Source organism: Burkholderia territorii, assembly GCF_902833055.1.
Lineage (GTDB): Bacteria > Pseudomonadota > Gammaproteobacteria > Burkholderiales > Burkholderiaceae > Burkholderia > Burkholderia territorii.
Window position 1 is genome coordinate 416,914 of sequence record NZ_CADFEJ010000001.1, and the last position, 15,559, is coordinate 432,472.

16 protein-coding genes are annotated in these 15,559 nt (G+C 68.1%); 12 read left to right on the forward strand and 4 right to left on the reverse strand.

All coding sequences use genetic code 11. From position 1 onward, the window contains the following. Window positions 1–433 precede the first annotated feature (433 nt). Both HW466_RS01830 and HW466_RS01835 read left to right on the forward strand, forming a co-directional pair. A complete protein-coding gene (locus tag HW466_RS01830; RefSeq protein ID WP_151004975.1) occupies window positions 434–1,558 on the forward strand; it encodes an extracellular solute-binding protein in 1,125 nt (374 codons plus the stop codon). Further along, window positions 1,555–3,330 carry a GGDEF domain-containing protein gene (locus HW466_RS01835; protein WP_151004973.1) on the forward strand — a complete coding sequence of 592 codons (1,776 nt, stop codon included), beginning with the start codon at window positions 1,555–1,557 and terminating at the stop codon, window positions 3,328–3,330. Before HW466_RS01830 ends, HW466_RS01835 begins: the two co-directional genes overlap by 4 nt. A 100-nt stretch (window positions 3,331–3,430) precedes the next feature. On the opposite strand, the gene HW466_RS01840 is transcribed toward HW466_RS01835, so the two are convergent. From HW466_RS01840 to HW466_RS01850, 3 genes are all read right to left on the reverse strand, one after another. Continuing rightward, window positions 3,431–3,730, reverse strand: coding sequence for a DUF4148 domain-containing protein (locus HW466_RS01840; RefSeq protein WP_059451231.1), 300 nt, complete (start codon window positions 3,728–3,730; stop codon window positions 3,431–3,433). A gap of 272 nt (window positions 3,731–4,002) precedes the next feature. Next, window positions 4,003–4,263: a hypothetical protein gene (locus HW466_RS01845; RefSeq protein ID WP_006760082.1), complete on the reverse strand. Its 261-nt coding sequence runs from the start codon at window positions 4,261–4,263 to the stop codon at window positions 4,003–4,005. 75 nt (window positions 4,264–4,338) lie between these two features. Beyond that, window positions 4,339–5,187 carry a sulfite exporter TauE/SafE family protein gene (locus HW466_RS01850; RefSeq protein ID WP_151004971.1) on the reverse strand — a complete coding sequence of 283 codons (849 nt, stop codon included), beginning with the start codon at window positions 5,185–5,187 and terminating at the stop codon, window positions 4,339–4,341. A 336-nt stretch (window positions 5,188–5,523) separates the two neighbouring features. Here HW466_RS01850 and HW466_RS01855 point away from each other — a divergent pair, with 336 nt between their 5' ends. Together HW466_RS01855 and HW466_RS01860 are read left to right on the forward strand one after the other, a co-directional pair. Continuing rightward, window positions 5,524–6,420 (forward strand): LysR family transcriptional regulator, encoded by an 897-nt coding sequence (locus tag HW466_RS01855; RefSeq protein ID WP_151004969.1) that lies wholly within the window; start codon window positions 5,524–5,526, stop codon window positions 6,418–6,420. Between the two features lie 130 nt (window positions 6,421–6,550). After that, complete coding sequence (locus HW466_RS01860; RefSeq protein ID WP_059545498.1) at window positions 6,551–7,183, forward strand: LysE family translocator; 633 nt, start codon at window positions 6,551–6,553, stop codon at window positions 7,181–7,183. A gap of 195 nt (window positions 7,184–7,378) precedes the next feature. Here HW466_RS01860 and HW466_RS01865 read toward each other — a convergent pair whose 3' ends face one another. Further along, on the reverse strand, window positions 7,379–9,064 hold the full coding sequence (locus HW466_RS01865) for a purple acid phosphatase family protein (protein ID WP_151004967.1): 1,686 nt from the start codon (window positions 9,062–9,064) through the stop codon (window positions 7,379–7,381). Window positions 9,065–9,359: 295 nt separating this feature from the next. Between HW466_RS01865 and HW466_RS01870 the strand changes: the two genes are divergently transcribed. From HW466_RS01870 to HW466_RS01905, 8 genes are all read left to right on the forward strand, one after another. Beyond that, window positions 9,360–9,659 (forward strand): YXWGXW repeat-containing protein, encoded by a 300-nt coding sequence (locus HW466_RS01870; protein ID WP_059451236.1) that lies wholly within the window; start codon window positions 9,360–9,362, stop codon window positions 9,657–9,659. Between the two features lie 217 nt (window positions 9,660–9,876). Beyond that, a complete protein-coding gene (locus HW466_RS01875; RefSeq protein ID WP_081060167.1) occupies window positions 9,877–10,620 on the forward strand; it encodes an RNA polymerase sigma factor in 744 nt (247 codons plus the stop codon). Next, a complete protein-coding gene (locus HW466_RS01880; protein ID WP_059868318.1) occupies window positions 10,617–11,036 on the forward strand; it encodes a hypothetical protein in 420 nt (139 codons plus the stop codon). The genes HW466_RS01875 and HW466_RS01880 overlap by 4 nt, the downstream gene beginning before the upstream one ends. Beyond that, a complete protein-coding gene (locus tag HW466_RS01885) occupies window positions 11,033–11,536 on the forward strand; it encodes a periplasmic heavy metal sensor (protein WP_059507525.1) in 504 nt (167 codons plus the stop codon). Before HW466_RS01880 ends, HW466_RS01885 begins: the two co-directional genes overlap by 4 nt. Before the next feature lie 122 nt (window positions 11,537–11,658). After that, entirely contained in the window at window positions 11,659–12,504 is an 846-nt protein-coding gene (locus HW466_RS01890; protein ID WP_151006611.1) for a GNAT family N-acetyltransferase, read from the forward strand. Between the two features lie 180 nt (window positions 12,505–12,684). Further along, window positions 12,685–14,079, forward strand: coding sequence for a DUF1800 domain-containing protein (locus HW466_RS01895; RefSeq protein ID WP_059545487.1), 1,395 nt, complete (start codon window positions 12,685–12,687; stop codon window positions 14,077–14,079). A 2-nt stretch (window positions 14,080–14,081) separates the two neighbouring features. Further along, window positions 14,082–15,245: a DUF1501 domain-containing protein gene (locus HW466_RS01900; RefSeq protein WP_174905361.1), complete on the forward strand. Its 1,164-nt coding sequence runs from the start codon at window positions 14,082–14,084 to the stop codon at window positions 15,243–15,245. A 72-nt stretch (window positions 15,246–15,317) separates the two neighbouring features. Further along, window positions 15,318–15,536 (forward strand): YXWGXW repeat-containing protein, encoded by a 219-nt coding sequence (locus HW466_RS01905; protein ID WP_174905362.1) that lies wholly within the window; start codon window positions 15,318–15,320, stop codon window positions 15,534–15,536. The last annotated feature ends 23 nt before the right edge of the window (window positions 15,537–15,559 follow it).

The window sequence follows — 15,559 nt, forward strand, 5'->3', positions numbered from 1 at the left end:
AAGAGTGAGGGCCTAGGCTGTTCGCGCGTTCGTGGCGATGGTCGCGCGTGATCGCGGTGCTCAAGGCGTTCACGCGGCGTGGTGCCGATGCGCATGCGACGGTGCGACGCACGTGCGTGCGGATGATGGCGACATCATGCAACGTGCGACCTGCGTCGCGCGATCGTGCTGAACGAGTCGAAGGCGTGCGCAGTGCATGCAGCGTGTTGACGTGTTGACGTAGCTGCGACCGCAACCCGCACACGCCGAGTCATGTCTTTCCCCAGACGATTCTTCGTACGCGCGCATGCTGACATGCGGTCGAACGCGGACACGCATCACGCGTTTCGAATGAAGCCGCACGCGGCGTGCGTGCGGCATCTTCCAATTGCGCGGCGATATTTTTTGTGGTCTTGTTTCAAGCTCACGCATCGACTCGACAAAGGACAGTCGAATGCATACGGGGAACTCGGGCGAGGACCGATTGATCAGGGGAATCGGCATGCGCCGGCATGCGCGCCGGGCCGTGTGCCGGTCGCTTGTCATCCTGACGCTCGGCTTGCAATGCCTGCCGGCATGTGCCGCTCCTCCCGAGGCCGTCAACGACAGCGTACTGCGTATCCTCGCTTGGCCCGGCTATGCGGACAACGATGTCGTCAATGCATTTGAGACGCAATTCCACGTACGCGTCGAAGTGACGTTCGTCGATTCCGACGAAGCATTGTGGACGCGCATGCACAGTGCGTCGCCGCCACCGTACGACGTACTCGCGGCCAACACGGCGGAGATCCAGCGCTATGCGCGCGACGGCCTGCTCAGTCCGATCGACCTGTCCCAGGTTCCCAACCGTCGGCGGCAACTGCCGAATTTCCAGCAGCTCGCAACGATCGGTGGACTCCTGCACAACGGCTCGACCTACGCGATTCCGTTCACGTATTCGTCGATGGGATTGATCTACGATCGCAAGCAGGTGCCGGCCGCGCCGCGCTCGATGCTGGAATTGTGGAATCCGCGTTATCGCGGGAAGGTGCTCGACTTCAACAGCGCGCAGCATAATTTTTCGTTCACCGCACTCGCGCTCGGCTATCGCGATCCCTTCCATCTGTCGCCCGCGCAAACGCTTGCCGTCGCGCACAAGCTGGTCGATCTGCGACGCAACCTGCTCACGTATTACACGCTTCCTGAAGAGGCGACCGCGCTGTTCGTCCAGCATCGCGCGGCGCTGATGTTCGGCAACTACGGCACGCAGCAGGTCGAACAACTGCGTCGCGCCGGTGCGGACGTCGGCTACGTGATTCCGGACGAGGGCGCACTCGCGTGGCTCGACTGCTGGGGCGTCACGCGCGGTGCGGAGCGGCCCGAGCTCGCGTTCGCCTGGATCAACTACATGCTCGAACCGGCGATCGGCGCGCTGCTGACCAAACGCCAGGGGCTCGCGAATACACTCGAGCCGCCGCCCGGTCTCGAGTCCGGCCACCAGCATCTGGTGTGGATCCAGCCGGTCGAGGACATCACGCGGCGCGAGTCGCTGTGGAGCCGCATCGTATCGGGTGATCGGCCGGAGCGGTTCGACAAATGATCAGGCTCGGGATCACGTCGAAGCTGTCGGTGCTGTTCGCATGCATCGGCGTGATCGCATCCGGCTCGACCGGCTACTACACCTACCGCGCGAACCGGACGATGCTCGTGCAGGAAGCCCAGCACAGCCTGCTGATGTCGACGCAATTGCTCGCGCAGCGCTTCACGACCGCGTTGGCCGACGTGGCCGACGATGCACTCGTGCTCGCGCAATTGCCGTCGGCCGCGCTCGTCGCGAGCGGTGGCGGCACCGATCGCGCGCCGCGCTCGCGGCTCGAGCGCGTCTATTACAGCTTCATGAAGAACCACCCCGAGTACCTGCAGATCCGGCTGATCGCGCGCGGCGATTTCGGGCTCGAGCGGATTCGCGTCGATCGCGACGCGCGTGGCATCGTCGTGCTGCCGGAGCGTGCGTTCCAGGAAAAAGGACAGTTTTCCTACGTATTCGGTACGCTCGCGACGGCACCCGGTCATATCTACCTGTCGCCGATCGTGGTCAATCACGAGACCGGCGCGCATGCGGCCGAAGGGCTGCCGATCCTGCGCGTGGGCACGCCGGTCGTCGACCCGGCCGGTGCGGTGGTCGGCGCGCTGGTCGTCGACGTCGATCTGTCGCGCATGTTCGATCGGCTCGAGCGCGACCTGCCGCAGGACTACGCGGTGTTTCTCGCGAACGAGTGGGGCGACTTCCTCGTGCATCCGGACCCGTCGCAGGCGTTCGGCTTCGACCGCGGCCGGCGCGTGCTGATGCAGGATCGTTTTCCCGGCACGCGTCTGCTGTTCGTCGGCGCGCGCACGAATGTGACGCTCAACGGTCTCGCGCAGCCCGACGACGTGCCGGGCCAGATGTTCGCGTTCGTGCGCACGCCGTTCGGCAACAACGAGGGCAACCGCTTCGTCGTGCTCGGCATGGCGCGTCCGCTCACGGACGTGCTGGCGCCCGCGGGGATTCTCGGCGGACGGATCATCCGGATGGTGTTCCTGATGAGCCTGGCGGCGGTGATTCTCGCGATCCTGTTCGCGCGTGCGATCACGAGCCCGTTGCAGACGCTCGCGCGCGCGGCGACCCACGTGTTCGACGATCCGGCCGCCGAACGACTGCCCATTGCGCGGGCCGACGAGATCGGCGTGCTGGCGCGCTGTTTCGACAGCATGCGCGTGGAAATCCGCACGCAGGTCGCGATGCTGCGCGCGAAACAACTGGAGCTCACGCACCTCGCCGGTCACGATCCATTGACCGGGCTGCCGAACCGCCTGTTGTTCATGGAGCGCCTCGAGGCCGCGATCCGGCATGCGGCCGCGGTGCGCGAGGGGCTGGCGGTGATGTTCGTCGATCTCGACCGCTTCAAGCAGATCAACGACCAGCACGGACACGCGGCAGGTGATCGCACGCTCGTCGCCGTCGCGAAACGGCTGAACCTCGTGCTGCGCAGCGGCGACATGGCCGCGCGGCTCGGCGGTGACGAATTCATCGTGCTGATTTCGGACGTGCGGTCGCCCGACGTGATCGGCGATATCGCATCGCGTATCCAGATCGTGATGGCCGAGCAACTGGAGTTCGGCGAACGTCATCTGGCCGTGGGCGCGAGCATCGGCGTCAGCGAGTATCCGGCCGATGGCGCGTCGGCCGAGGAGCTGCTGGTGAAGGCCGACGCGGCGATGTATGCGGCGAAGGCGTCCGCGCAGTGCGCGTGCGTGCGCTACCAGGAGTTGTTGCGCGGGGGCATCGCAGCGGATGCGGGCGCCGGCATGGCGGCGGAGGGCGGCCGTTGACGGCGGGCAGGCCGTGCGTGCGGCGTAAACGCGACGAGCCCGTCACGGGACGGGCTCGCCGGATCTTGGCGGACTGCGCGCGACGCGCGCAGCGGCGGACTCAATGGCCGAAGTAGACCGAGTCGCGCGCGTTCTGCACCTTGGCTGCCGGTGCGCCGCCCTGGACGACCGGGGCCGGTTGCGCGCCGTAGCCGCTGGCATCTGCGCCGTGGACGCGCGCTTGAGCGGCCTGGATGTCGGCCGGGTAATACGGGCTCGACTGGCTCGGCTTGTAGCCGGCGTTTTCGAGCTGGACGAGTTCGTTGCGCACTTGTGCGCGGGTCACGGTGCTTTGGGCGAATGCGCCGAACGAAGCGGACAGGGCGACGGCTGCAACGACTGCGGAAACGAGCGATTTCATGATGACCTCCGATGTTCTATTGGGTTCGCCGGCGACACCATGTCGTAAGCGATTGATTACATCGTAGGCGTCGGGTGCTTAAGGGTAAACGTGGATTCCGACGAAAGATCGTTGCGGCCGAGGTAATAATCCGGACGGAAAAGTCGATCCGGCCCTGTCTTGTGTTGCGGGAATGACAGATCGATATCGGAGGGTGCCGGCAAGGCGCCGCGCACGGGCAGGCGCCCGACGGCGAGCGCCGGCAGGCGGGCATGGCGGGGGGCGTTGCCGGATCAGACGCCGTCGGCGTCGTCGATTTCCTTGCGCTCGCGGCGTTCCTCGTTGCCGCGGCGGGCGCGGAGCCGCTGCCGCGACAGGACGGCGATCACCTGCTGGGTCGGCGCGCCGGACGGCAGCTCGTTGCGGATGCGATCTGGCACCATCGGCAGGCCCGCGCGCTGCCGGCGCAGTGCCTTCGCGATTGCCCGGCGGCATTCGTCCCCGTGGCAATCCCATTCATCGCGGATTCTCTGGCAATAACGGCATTGTTCCATGCGAACAGTCTAACGCGTCTTGCGAATTCGGACCGAAGGGGGAACGGACCGTGCCCGGCCGGCGGGCGGCCGACGTCATTTCGCGTTGGCGTGCGGGCCGCCGATCTGCCCGGCGGGCGCTGCCGCGTGCCGGAAGACGCCCGACTTCCAGATCATCTGCGATGCGGCCACGAGCACGAACAGCAGGACGACGGTCCGGAACACGCGCGGCGACATCCTGTCCCGCAGCGGGCGAACGAGCCACATGCCGGCGATGGCGGGCACGCTGGCAGCCGCCGAAATCGCGAGGTCGGCGGCGCTCGCGTGCGCGGCGCCGCTGAACGTCGTGATCAGCGTGACGATCGATACCACGAGGATGATCGCGATCTGCTTCGTAAACGCGCGGCCGGTCGCCCCGGATGAAATCAGATAGGTGGCCAGCAATGGCCCCGGCACCGACGCAATGCTCTCCATCAATGCGGCGCCGAATCCGAGCACGAACCCGACCGGCTTTTGCCATGCCGCCGGCAGGTTCAGCTTCGGCGCGCTCAACATCAGTGCCGCGGCGACGATCAGCAGCGCGCCCGACGCGGCCTGTGCGTGGCCCGCGTTCAGAGACAGGAGGATCGCGACGCCGGCGACGTTGCCGAGGACCGTGCCTGCGATCGGTGCGGCGATCTTGCGCGCGGTTGCGAGTACCTCGCCGCCTTCGAGCGCCTGCGGGATGTTGCCGAGGATGATCGGCATCGACAGCAGCAGCACTGCATGCCGGATCGGCAGGAACTGGCTCAGGATCGGCATCGCGACCAGCGGAACGCCGATGCCCGTGATTCCCTTGACCATCCCGCCGAGCAACAGCGCGACCGCGATGCCGATCAGATCGAGCAGCGCAAGCCCGTGCAGGCTGGAAACCAACACACCATCAGTCAGATCGAGATGAGTCATTGGAAACAGGTCGAGACATGGGCGGCGAGCCGATCGACGGCTTCCGGTACCGGTGCACGCGACCGCGCACGCCGTTGTGGGTTTTTGGGGCGAACCGGCCGATGGTTGCGTCGTCCGCCATCGGGATTCGACAGGCAGGTTTCGACGCGCCCGCGCAAGCCTGCGCGCGCCAGGGCGACTCGTTCGACACCGTTCGAGCCTGCATCTTACCCGAGCCCGGTGTGGGGCACCGGGCGCGTGACCGTGCCCGTCGAATATCGTTGGCGTGCTTGAACGCTTTTCATGACGCATCGCTCTATCATGTGAAAAATACATGGACCGAAACAAGGAGGCGAGATGACGCTTGCACAGTTGCAGGCCTTGGCGGCCGTGGTCGAACTCGGGTCGCTGACGGCCGCGGCCGAGCGGTTGAGCCGCAGTCAATCCGCGATCAGTCACGCGTTGACCGAACTGGAGGACATCACCGAGGTCAAGCTGCTGTTGCGCGACCGCCAGCCGGTCGTCCTGACCGCTGCGGGCGAACGCCTGTGGCCATACGTGCAGAACGTGGTTCGCGAAGCGCAGACACTGCGCCAGCAGTTCAGCCTGTCGCGCGGCAAGCTCGAGGGGCGGCTGGTGGTCGCGTCGCTGCCGAGCGTGTCGCTCGCATTCGTCGTACCCGCGCTCGAGGCGTTGAAGGCGGCGCATGAGGGCGTGACGGCGGTACTGCTCGAAGGCACGGACGCGGAGGTCGAAGGATGGCTCGACGACGGCACCGCCGACGTCGGCGTGGTCGCCGGAACGAAAACCTTCGCGAACAATCTGCCGCTGCTCGACGAGGATTTCGTCGCCGTGGCGGCGGACGGCGCGTTCGACGGCCGCAAGAGCGTGTCCGCGAAACGGTTGTCCACGATGCCGTTCATTTTCTCGAAGGCGGGTTGCGGGCCCGTCATCGAGGATTACTTCGCGCGCAACGGTGCATCGCTTCGCGCCGCGTTCAATGTGGTCGAGATGCGGACCATCCTGTCGATGGCGGAGGCGGGAATGGGCGTGTCGATCGTCCCGCGCATCACGCTCACCTACACCCGGTTCGGCGGCCGGGTGCTGGAGCTGTCGCCCGGATTGCAACGGTCCGTGCGGCTGTCGTGGAACACGTCCGGCAATGCGGTCGCAGATGCGTTCGTGAAGCTGGTCGACGCGCAGCGCGCGAAGGCGGGCAAGGCCATTCAGGCGCGCACGAAAAAAGCGAGGTAGCGCATCGGCAGCGCGATGCGGCGATGAAGCGCGTTCATGGGGCACTTGCAGTTTATTCATGCCGACCGTGGTCGACATGCAATACATTGTGGTTCCTCGCCCTGATTTCACTGCGTCGAAGGAGACCGCCGTGCCGGCCATGCCCACCCTGATTGCCTTCGGACTCGTGTCGCTCGGGATGGTCCTGACGCCCGGCCCGAACATGATCTACCTGATTTCGCGCTCGATCTGCCAGGGTCGCCGCGCGGGGTTGGTGTCGCTCGGTGGCGTCGCGCTGGGGTTCGTGTTCTACATGTTCAGCGCGGCGTTCGGCATCACCGCGCTGGTGCTGACCGTGCCGTACGCGTATGACGCACTGCGTTTCGCCGGGGCGCTGTACCTGGCGTATCTCGCGTGGCAGGCGCTCAGGCCGGGCGGGCGCTCGGCGTTTCAGGTCCGGGAGTTGCCGCACGACAGCGGCGCGCGGCTCTTCACGATGGGCTTCGTCACCAATCTCGCGAACCCGAAGATTGCGGTGATGTATCTGTCGCTGCTGCCGCAGTTCATTTCGCCGGGGCACGGCAGCGTGCTCGCGCAATCGCTGGCACTCGGCTGCGTGCAGATCGCGGTGAGCGTCAGCGTCAACGCGCTGATCGCGAGCATGGCCGGCTCGATCGCGGCGTTTCTCGCGGGCCGGCCCGTCTGGGCGCGCGTGCAGCGGTGGTTGATGGGCACCGTGCTGGCCGCACTGGCCGTGCGTATCGCGTTCGAATCGCGCGGGTAGCCGGACGCTATCGCTTGCGGGCGGGAGCGACGTATCGATGCGCATGCAACGTTTGGCGGATGAGCCGGCTCCGCGCGATCCGCGTCAGTCGCTTCGTCGTACCGGAAACCGGGTGGCGTGCGTCACGCGAGATGTCGCGCGCGCGCCGACCTCAGCCGCCCGCCGCGCGATCGCGCGCCGCGGGCGGCCGTCGCATCAGCGCTTGCCGCGCTTCTTGCTCAGCTCGATCGTCTCGAACAGCTCGTACTGCGCGGTCGGTTGCTGATCCGCACCCGGCGCGTGGTAGTAGCGCATCGTGATCGTCGTGTGGCCGCCCGGCTCGCCCGGATCGTGGTCGAACACGGCAATCCCGTAACCCGTGCCCGTATCGCGGCGTGCGGACCAGATCGCATCCTCGAGCGCGTCGGCCGGCTTGCGCACGAACGTGTTCGGCGCGGTGCCCGGCACCGGCCGGTTCGGTTTCGTGAAGACCTTGGCCTGCGCAAAGCCCGTCGCCGGATTCTCGCCGTACACGTCGAGCGGCGCACTGGTGCCGCCGCCGCCGAGAATCAGGTGGATCGTGCCGTGGCTCGTGTCGAACGTCGTGCTGTTCGGATCGGTCGCCCCGACCGGACGCGGCTGCAGTGTCTCGACGACTTCGCCGGTCGACGCATCGACGCCCGCTCGGTGATTGCAACCGCGCACCGGGTAGCTGCGCTCGTAGTCGTGATCGTGGCCGCACAGCACGAGGTCGACGCCGTAGCGGTCGAACAGCGGCAGCCATGCCTCGCGGATGCCCTTGTCCGAACCGTTGCCCGTCTTCGACGAACTTAGCGCGTCCTGGTGCATCTGCACGACGATCCAGTCGATGTCGTCATCGTGCGATGCGTGGCGCAGCGTGTGCTCGAGCCAGCGCGTCTGCTCGCCGTTGCTGTAGCCGCGTACGTAGAACGACGTGCCCGGTTCGATCGGCGCACGGCCGGTGCTCGCGGCCGGCACGAGCGGGTTCGGGCCGCCGACGAATGCGGCCGCATCCTGGTACACGACGTCGTCGGCGTCGAGCGAGATGAACAGCACCGAGCTCACGCGGAAGCTGTACCAGCGGCCCGGAAAGCGCGTGCCGTTCTCCGGGAGCGTGTAGCGCGCGAGATACGAGTCGAGCCCCTGCGGGCCGTTGTTGAATTCGATCTCGTGATTGCCGGGGCATGGCATCCACGGGCGGTTCGCGGCCGACGTCTGGTTGTTGTTGCCGAAGTCGCGCCACACCTCCGGTTGATGGGCCGGATTCAGGTTCGCGTAGCAGAGGTCGCCGTTCAGCAGGTGGAACAGCGGCTGGAACTGCTCGACGGCCTGCACCGCGAAGCGGCTTTGCGGCGACGACAGCACCCACGCGCCATTCGGCGTCGCGAGGTCGCCGTAGCTCGTGAAGCGGAACGGCGCGCGCCCGCGCGGCGCGGTCGTGAAGGTCGCGGCAAACGGCTGCGCGGCGTTGCTGTCGTTGTCGGCCGTGAGTTCGTAGCGGTAGCGCGTGTTCGGCTTCAGGCCATGTACGCGTGCGTGGTACGTGAACACGGTTTCGCCGTTCAGGCCGTCGGTGTAAAGGCGCTGCACGCCATGCACCGTGCGTGCCGGCTCGCCGTCCGCGACGATCCGCGCGCGCGGATTGACGGCCGGCGCGAGCGCCGCCCACGAGATCACGACTTCCGACGCCGGGTCGCTGCCCCACGTCAGATGCACCTGTTCGGGCGTGCCGTCCGGATTCGACGCCGCGGCGCGTGCGGCCGCGAGCCCGCCGGCGGCGGTGGCCAGGCCGGAGACGCCGGCCAGTTTCAGGAAGCCGCGACGCGATACGGAAGCGGCCGGCTCGTTCGATTCGGCGGGGAAGTTTTCCTGGTTCGACATGATCGTATTTTCGTTGAATGACACGAGGGATGCGGAACCGCCCGGCCGCGCGCGAGCGCGTGCGGGGCGTAGGCCGGAAACGAGCGGGATCCCGGTGACGGCATTGTCGAAGTGCAGTTTTGCCGGGTTGTGACAGACGGTAATCAACGGACGGCCCGGACGCGTCGATGAATGTGCGCGTCGTTGCCGGCGCGGCGCAAATTTATTTGCATGTGTCGCGACGGATTTTCCCGCATGCGTCGTTTAACGGATGAACGGCCACTTCCGGCCGGGAAACGATGCTCCGGAGTCTTGCATGAAACTTTCCATTTCATTACGGTTTGCCGCGGGTTGCGTGGCTGCGCTGGCGACATCCGCCGCATTCGCGCAGGCCGTCATCGTCGCACCGGTCGCACCACCGCCGCCGCGCGTCGAAGTGATGCCGGCGCCGCGCGCGGGCTACGTGTGGGATCAGGGTCACTGGCACTGGCGGCAGGGCCGCTACGTGTGGATTCCGGGCCATTGGCAGGTGGTGCGTGCCGGCTATCACTGGGTACCCGGACACTGGGTCGCGCGCGGCCCGAACTGGCGCTGGGTGCCGGGCCACTGGGCGTGACGCGCAACGTGTCGCGCGGCCCTCGTTGGCCGCGCGGCAGGGCTTTCACACAACTTCATCGATCGAGCCATGCCTTTTCGAACCATCGTGATCCTGACGATCTCGGCCGTCGTGCTGGCCGGCTGCGTCGTGGTGCCGGCGCGCCCGGTGTATTACCGGCCCGCGCCGGTCGTCGTATATTGATTGCGCCGGCAGGTGCGCGATCGACAGGATCGATATGCCGGATGAACCGGATTTCGACGAAATCGACCGGGCCGATTCCTGGTGCGGCGCAGCGTGCGTCGCCGATGCGGTGGCCCGATGCATGCAAGGGGAGCACGACGATGAGCTTCAGCCGGACAACGGGCGCTGTCGCCGGCAGCATGCGGCGTTCGCACCGCGCATCGCGGAGCGGCCCGCATTGAGCGGCGCCGATCCGGACGCGGAACTCGTCGCGCGGGTCGGCGCGCGCGACGCATCGGCCGTGCGTGTGCTCGTCGCACGCAAGCTGCCGCGCTTGCTCGCGCTCGCGACGCGCATGCTCGGCGACCGAAGCGAAGCCGAGGACGTCGCGCAGGAAACCTTCGTGCGGATCTGGAATCACGCGCCGCGCTGGCGGGATGGCGAGGCGCGCTTCGATACGTGGCTGCATCGCGTCGTGCTGAACCTGTGCTACGACCGCTTGCGCGGGCGGCGCGAGGAGCCGGTCGATACGTTGCCCGACGTGCCGGACCCCCAACCCGAGCCCGCCGCGCACGCGGAGTTGCGCTCGCGCGACGCGCGCGTGCGAGAGGCGCTCGCCGCGCTGCCGCCGAGGCAGCGGGAAGCGCTCGTGCTCCAGTACTATCAGGACATGTCGAACATTGAAGCGGCCAACCTGATGGGCATCACCGTCGATGCGCTGGAAAGCCTGCTCGCGCGCGCACGGCGCAACCTGCGCGCGCAACTGGCCGGCGACCCACCTAGCGAGGACAAGCGATGACACCCGAACGATTCCGTACCATCGTCGCCGCGTACGGCTCGGATGCGCGGCGCTGGCCGCAAGACGAACGCGCGGCGGCCGAAGCGTGGGCGCAAGCGCATCCGCGCGACGCGCTGGAGGCGCTCGACGATGCCGCCGAGCTCGATGCATGGCTCATGCAGGACATGGTCGCGCCGCCGGCGCCGGCGCTCGTCGAACGTATCGTCGCGTCGGCGCCGGCGCGGCAACGTGAACGGCGCCGGGGCAAGGTGTGGTGGTCGGGCGCGGCGTTCGCGGGTGTCGGGCTGGCCGGTGCGCTGGCGGGCGCGGTGGCGGTGTCGATGCTGATGCTCGGCGGCGCGCCGGTCGCGCAACACGAACCGGGCTATCTGACGACGACGTTTGGCGGCCCGAGCATCGACGGAGGCGACGAATGACCGAACGTGGCTGGAAAATCGTGCTCGTCGGCTCGATCGTGCTGAACGTGTTCATGCTCGGCGCGATCGGCGGCGGCGCGTATCAGTGGCTCGCGACGCATCGTGACCTGCACGGGGCATGGCTGCCCGGACAGCGCACGGCACTGCGGTTCGCGGCGGACGGATTGTCCGATGAGCGTCAGCGGGAGTTTGCGGCGGCGCTGAAGGCGGCACGCAAGGACGGTCGCGATTTCGCGCGCGAAGGGCGTGACGGGCGGATCACGGTGCTCGATCTGCTGGCCGCGCCGCAGCTCGATCGCGCGGCGATCGATGCGGCGCTCGACCGGACGCGCGCGGCCGACAGTGCGTTGCGCGCGCAAGTCGAGCGCAGTGTCGTCGATTTCGCGGCGACGCTGACGCCGGACGAGCGCGCGAAGTTCGTCGACGGTTTGCGGCGCAGCGGGAACTGGCGATTGCCGGCGAGATTGCAGAAGCAGCAGGGGCACGGGACGGACCGCTGACCCGTTCGTCGCGCGGTGACGGCGCGCAAGCGCCGTTCACGCCGGCCCGATCGGCAGCACATCGTCGATGAATTCAGCGTCACGCAAGGCGGCAATCCCGCAAGCCGCGGCAAGGACGAACCATGGATCGAAGCGAAGACTTTGTCGTGCGCACCATGTCGGCCAGCGACGTGGCCATCTCGGTCGAATGGGCCGCGGCGGAAGGCTGGAACCCCGGGCTGCACGACGCGCAATGTTTCAGGCAAGCGGATCCGGCCGGCTTTTTCGTCGGCCTCTGGCGCGGCGAGCCGGTTGCTTGTCTCGCGGCAGTCGCTTATGACGAACATTTCGGCTTCATCGGCCTGTACATCGTGAAACCGGAATTTCGCGGCAAGGGCCTCGGCATGCGCATCTGGCAGCATGGCATGCATTACCTTGGAGAACGAAACATCGGCCTGGACGGTGTCGTTGCCCAGCAGGCGAATTACGGGAAGTCGGGATTCCGGCTCGCGTATCGCAACATCCGCTATCAGGGGCACGTGAGCGGCATCGGCTGCGCGCACGTGGCGGAAGCGGCACATGTTCCGTTCGAGCAATTGCTTGCCTACGATCGCCAGTGCTTCCCGGTGGCGCGCGAGCGTTTCGTCTCGGTCTGGATCGCGCAGCCGGACGCCGTTGCGCTCGCGACGATCGACGCGGGCCGCGTGGCCGGATACGGTGTCGTGCGCCGTTGCCATGCGGGCTGCAAGATCGGCCCGCTCTTTGCCGACGACGCCGACGTCGCCACGGGGCTGTTTCGCGCGCTGGCGTCGCGCATGCCCGGCGAGATGATCGTCCTCGACGTGCCGGAAACGAACCGGGCGGCCGTCGCGCTGGCGGAGGGGCACGGGATGTCGAGCGTGTTCGAGACCGCGCGGATGTATACGAAGGAAGCGCCCGCGATTGCGATCGACCGCGTGTTCGGCGTGACGTCGTTCGAACTGGGGTAATCGTCGCGAGCATGGCCGACGATCGGGCGCCGCACGCAAGCGCTCGATGCCCGCTGAAAGCTGCGTGCAAGCAGCGGCCGATTCGACGCCTGCGGGCCGACCTCGAAATACTTTGCGATTCCGCGACGGATTTCTTGCCGGCCCCCGTTAAACACGGGTACGCACCGCGAGAGCCCCGTCATGGACCATCCGAACGACATCACACCGGCCGCCATCGCGCTGAACCGTTTCGGTCTCGGCGCGCGGGCCGACGAAGCACCGCCTGGCGATCCGAAAGCCGCGCTCGTCGCGCAGTTCGACCGTTACGACCCACGGCCCGCCGCATGGGCCGGCGAACCCGACGCCGTCACGCTCGCCACGCGTTTCGCGACGGCCCGCAACGCGATGACGAGCGACGACGCGCAGGCCCGGCGCGCGACCGCGCAGTCGATCCGCCGCGACGGCTACGACGCATATCGCAGCGCGGTCGCCGCACGTCTGAACAGCGCGCTGACCACACCCGCGCCGTTCGTCGAGCGTCTCGTGCATTTCTGGGCAAACCATTTCGCGGTGTCGGTCGACAAGGGGCAGGTCGCCGCGTATGCGGGCGCATTCGAGCGCGATGCGATCCGCCCGCACGTGCTCGGCCGTTTCGAGGACATGCTCGTTGCCGTCGAACAGCATCCCGCGATGCAGCTGTTCCTCGACCAGGCGCGCTCGGTCGGCCCCGACAGCCCGGCCGCGCTGCGCGCCGACGCCCGCAATCCGGCGGCGCGACGCGGCCTCAACGAAAACCTCGCGCGCGAAATCATGGAGCTGCACACGCTCGGTGTGCGGACCGGCTATACGCAGGCCGACGTGACGGAATTCGCGCGCGCGCTGACCGGGTGGAGCATCGCCGGCGGACGCGGGCCGCAGCCCGGCGACGCGGCGCCGGGCGCGTTCGTGTTCCGCCCGAATCTGCATGAGCCGGGCGCGCGCACGGTGATGGGCCGCACATATGACCAGCCGGGCGAAGCGCAGGCCCGCGCGATCCTGCATGACCTGGCGCGTTCGCCGGCGACGGGCCGGCATATCGCGTTCCAGCTTGCGCGCCATTTCGTCGCGGACAATCCGCCGCCCGCGCTCACCGATCGGCTCGCCCGCGCCTTCGAGACGAGCGGCGGCGATCTGCCGACCGTCTATCGCGCGCTGGTCGACGCGCCCGACGCATGGTCGCCCGTCAATCGCAAGTTCAAGACGCCGTGGGAGTGGGCCGTGTCGTCGATGCGCGGGCTCGGTTGGCGCGACGTGGGCGACCTGAAGGCCGCGCCGCTGCTCGCGCAGCTCGGCCAGCCGGTATGGCGGCCCGGGTCGCCGGCCGGTTACGACGATGTCGCCGCCAGCTGGGCCGCGCCCGACGCGCTGGTGCGCCGCGTCGAGATCGCGCAGCGGCTGGCCGCGCGCACGGGCGATCGGCTCGACCCGCGCACGCTCGGCAATACGCTGCTGGCCGGCTCGCTGAGCGCACCGACGGCGACGGCGCTGTCGCGCGCCGAGAGTGCGACCACGTCGCTTGCGCTGTTGCTGGTATCGCCCGATTTCCAACGGAGATGAACATGGCCCGATCCTTCACCCGCCGACAGTTCCTGAGCGTCGCCGCCGCCGGCGCGGGCGCGATGCTCGTCGCGCCGCGCATCGTGTTCGCGAACGTCGAAACCGACCGGCGCTTCGTGTTCGTGATCCAGCGCGGCGCGGCCGACGGGCTGAACATCGTCGTCCCGTATGCGGAACCGGCGTATGCGTCGCTGCGCGGCCCGTTGGCGATCGACACCGCGGCGGCGACGCGCGTCGACGGCACGTTCGCGCTGCATCCGTCGCTCGTGCAGACCGCGCGGATGTTTCGGGACAAGCAGGCGCTGTTCGTCCATGCGATCGCGTCGCCGTATCGCGACCGTTCGCATTTCGACGGCCAGAACGTGCTGGAGACGGGCGGGCGCGCGCCGTACCAGGTAAAGGATGGCTGGCTGAACCGGCTCGCCGTGATGTTGCCGGCGACGCGCGAGCGCGCGATCGCGTTCGCGCCGACGGTGCCGCTCGCGTTGCGCGGCAGCGTGCAGGCGGCGTCGTATGCGGCGTCGGGTCTGCCGGCCGCGCCGGACGACCTGCTCGCGCGCGTATCGGCGCTTTACGAGGCCGACGCGCAGCTCGGGCCGCTGTGGCAGTCGGCGATGGCCGCGCGCGGCCTCGCCGGTGACGCGCATGCGCGCCAGGATCCGGCCGGCGTCGGCAAGCTCGCGGCGACGTTTCTCGCGCGCGACGACGGCCCTCGGATCGCGATGATCGAGACGGGCGGCTGGGACACGCACAGCGCGCAGAACGCGCGGCTCGCGAATCAGTTGAAGGCACTGGACACGATGCTCGCCGCATTGCGCGACGGACTCGGGCCCGTATGGCAGCAGACCACGGTGCTCGTCGCGACCGAGTTCGGCCGCACCGCCGCCGCGAACGGCACGGGCGGCACCGATCACGGGCAGGCGTCGGTCGCGATGCTGGCGGGCGGGGCGGTCGCCGGCGGGCGCGTGATTGCGGACTGGCCGGGGTTGCGGCCGGGCGACCTGTACGAAGGGCGCGACCTGAAGCCGACCGCGTCGCTCGATGCGCTGATCGCGGGCGCGGCCGCCGAAAGCCTGCGGCTCGATCCCGGCCATACCGCGGCCACGCTGTTCGCGGACAGCGGCCCGACGCGCCCGATGACGGGGCTCGTTCGCGGAATCGCGTGACGCGTGACGCGCGGCGGGCGCGCGCTCGCATCCGCCAGCCGATTGCACATGACACGACAGGGAGAATCGATGATGAAAGTCCGATCCGTATCGCTTGCCGTATTGGCGACGATGAGTGCCGCGCTGATGTCCGCATGCGTGGTGGAACCGGCGCGGCCGCCGCAGCCCGCGCCGGTCGTCGAGGTGATGCCGCCGGCGCCCGCGCCGGGCTATCGCTGGGCGAAAGGTTACTACCGCTGGGCCGGCAATCACTGGGCGTGGGTGCCCGGGCATTGGGTGGCCGTGTATTGAAGTCGAAGCGTGCGAACGGCGCG

Excerpts from the sequence above, each read along its gene's own strand:
- HW466_RS01830 (WP_151004975.1), top strand. The coding sequence starts at position 434 with ATGCATACGGGGAACTCGGGCGAGGACCGATTGATCAGGGGAATCGGC.
- HW466_RS01835 (WP_151004973.1), top strand. The coding sequence starts at position 1,555 with ATGATCAGGCTCGGGATCACGTCGAAGCTGTCGGTGCTGTTCGCATGC.
- HW466_RS01840 (WP_059451231.1), bottom strand. The coding sequence starts at position 3,730 with ATGAAATCGCTCGTTTCCGCAGTCGTTGCAGCCGTCGCCCTGTCCGCT.
- HW466_RS01845 (WP_006760082.1), bottom strand. The coding sequence starts at position 4,263 with ATGGAACAATGCCGTTATTGCCAGAGAATCCGCGATGAATGGGATTGC.
- HW466_RS01850 (WP_151004971.1), bottom strand. The coding sequence starts at position 5,187 with ATGACTCATCTCGATCTGACTGATGGTGTGTTGGTTTCCAGCCTGCAC.
- HW466_RS01855 (WP_151004969.1), top strand. The coding sequence starts at position 5,524 with ATGACGCTTGCACAGTTGCAGGCCTTGGCGGCCGTGGTCGAACTCGGG.
- HW466_RS01865 (WP_151004967.1), bottom strand. The coding sequence starts at position 9,064 with ATGTCGAACCAGGAAAACTTCCCCGCCGAATCGAACGAGCCGGCCGCT.
- HW466_RS01870 (WP_059451236.1), top strand. The coding sequence starts at position 9,360 with ATGAAACTTTCCATTTCATTACGGTTTGCCGCGGGTTGCGTGGCTGCG.
- HW466_RS01875 (WP_081060167.1), top strand. The coding sequence starts at position 9,877 with ATGCCGGATGAACCGGATTTCGACGAAATCGACCGGGCCGATTCCTGG.
- HW466_RS01880 (WP_059868318.1), top strand. The coding sequence starts at position 10,617 with ATGACACCCGAACGATTCCGTACCATCGTCGCCGCGTACGGCTCGGAT.
- HW466_RS01885 (WP_059507525.1), top strand. The coding sequence starts at position 11,033 with ATGACCGAACGTGGCTGGAAAATCGTGCTCGTCGGCTCGATCGTGCTG.
- HW466_RS01890 (WP_151006611.1), top strand. The coding sequence starts at position 11,659 with ATGGATCGAAGCGAAGACTTTGTCGTGCGCACCATGTCGGCCAGCGAC.
- HW466_RS01895 (WP_059545487.1), top strand. The coding sequence starts at position 12,685 with ATGGACCATCCGAACGACATCACACCGGCCGCCATCGCGCTGAACCGT.
- HW466_RS01900 (WP_174905361.1), top strand. The coding sequence starts at position 14,082 with ATGGCCCGATCCTTCACCCGCCGACAGTTCCTGAGCGTCGCCGCCGCC.
- HW466_RS01905 (WP_174905362.1), top strand. The coding sequence starts at position 15,318 with ATGAAAGTCCGATCCGTATCGCTTGCCGTATTGGCGACGATGAGTGCC.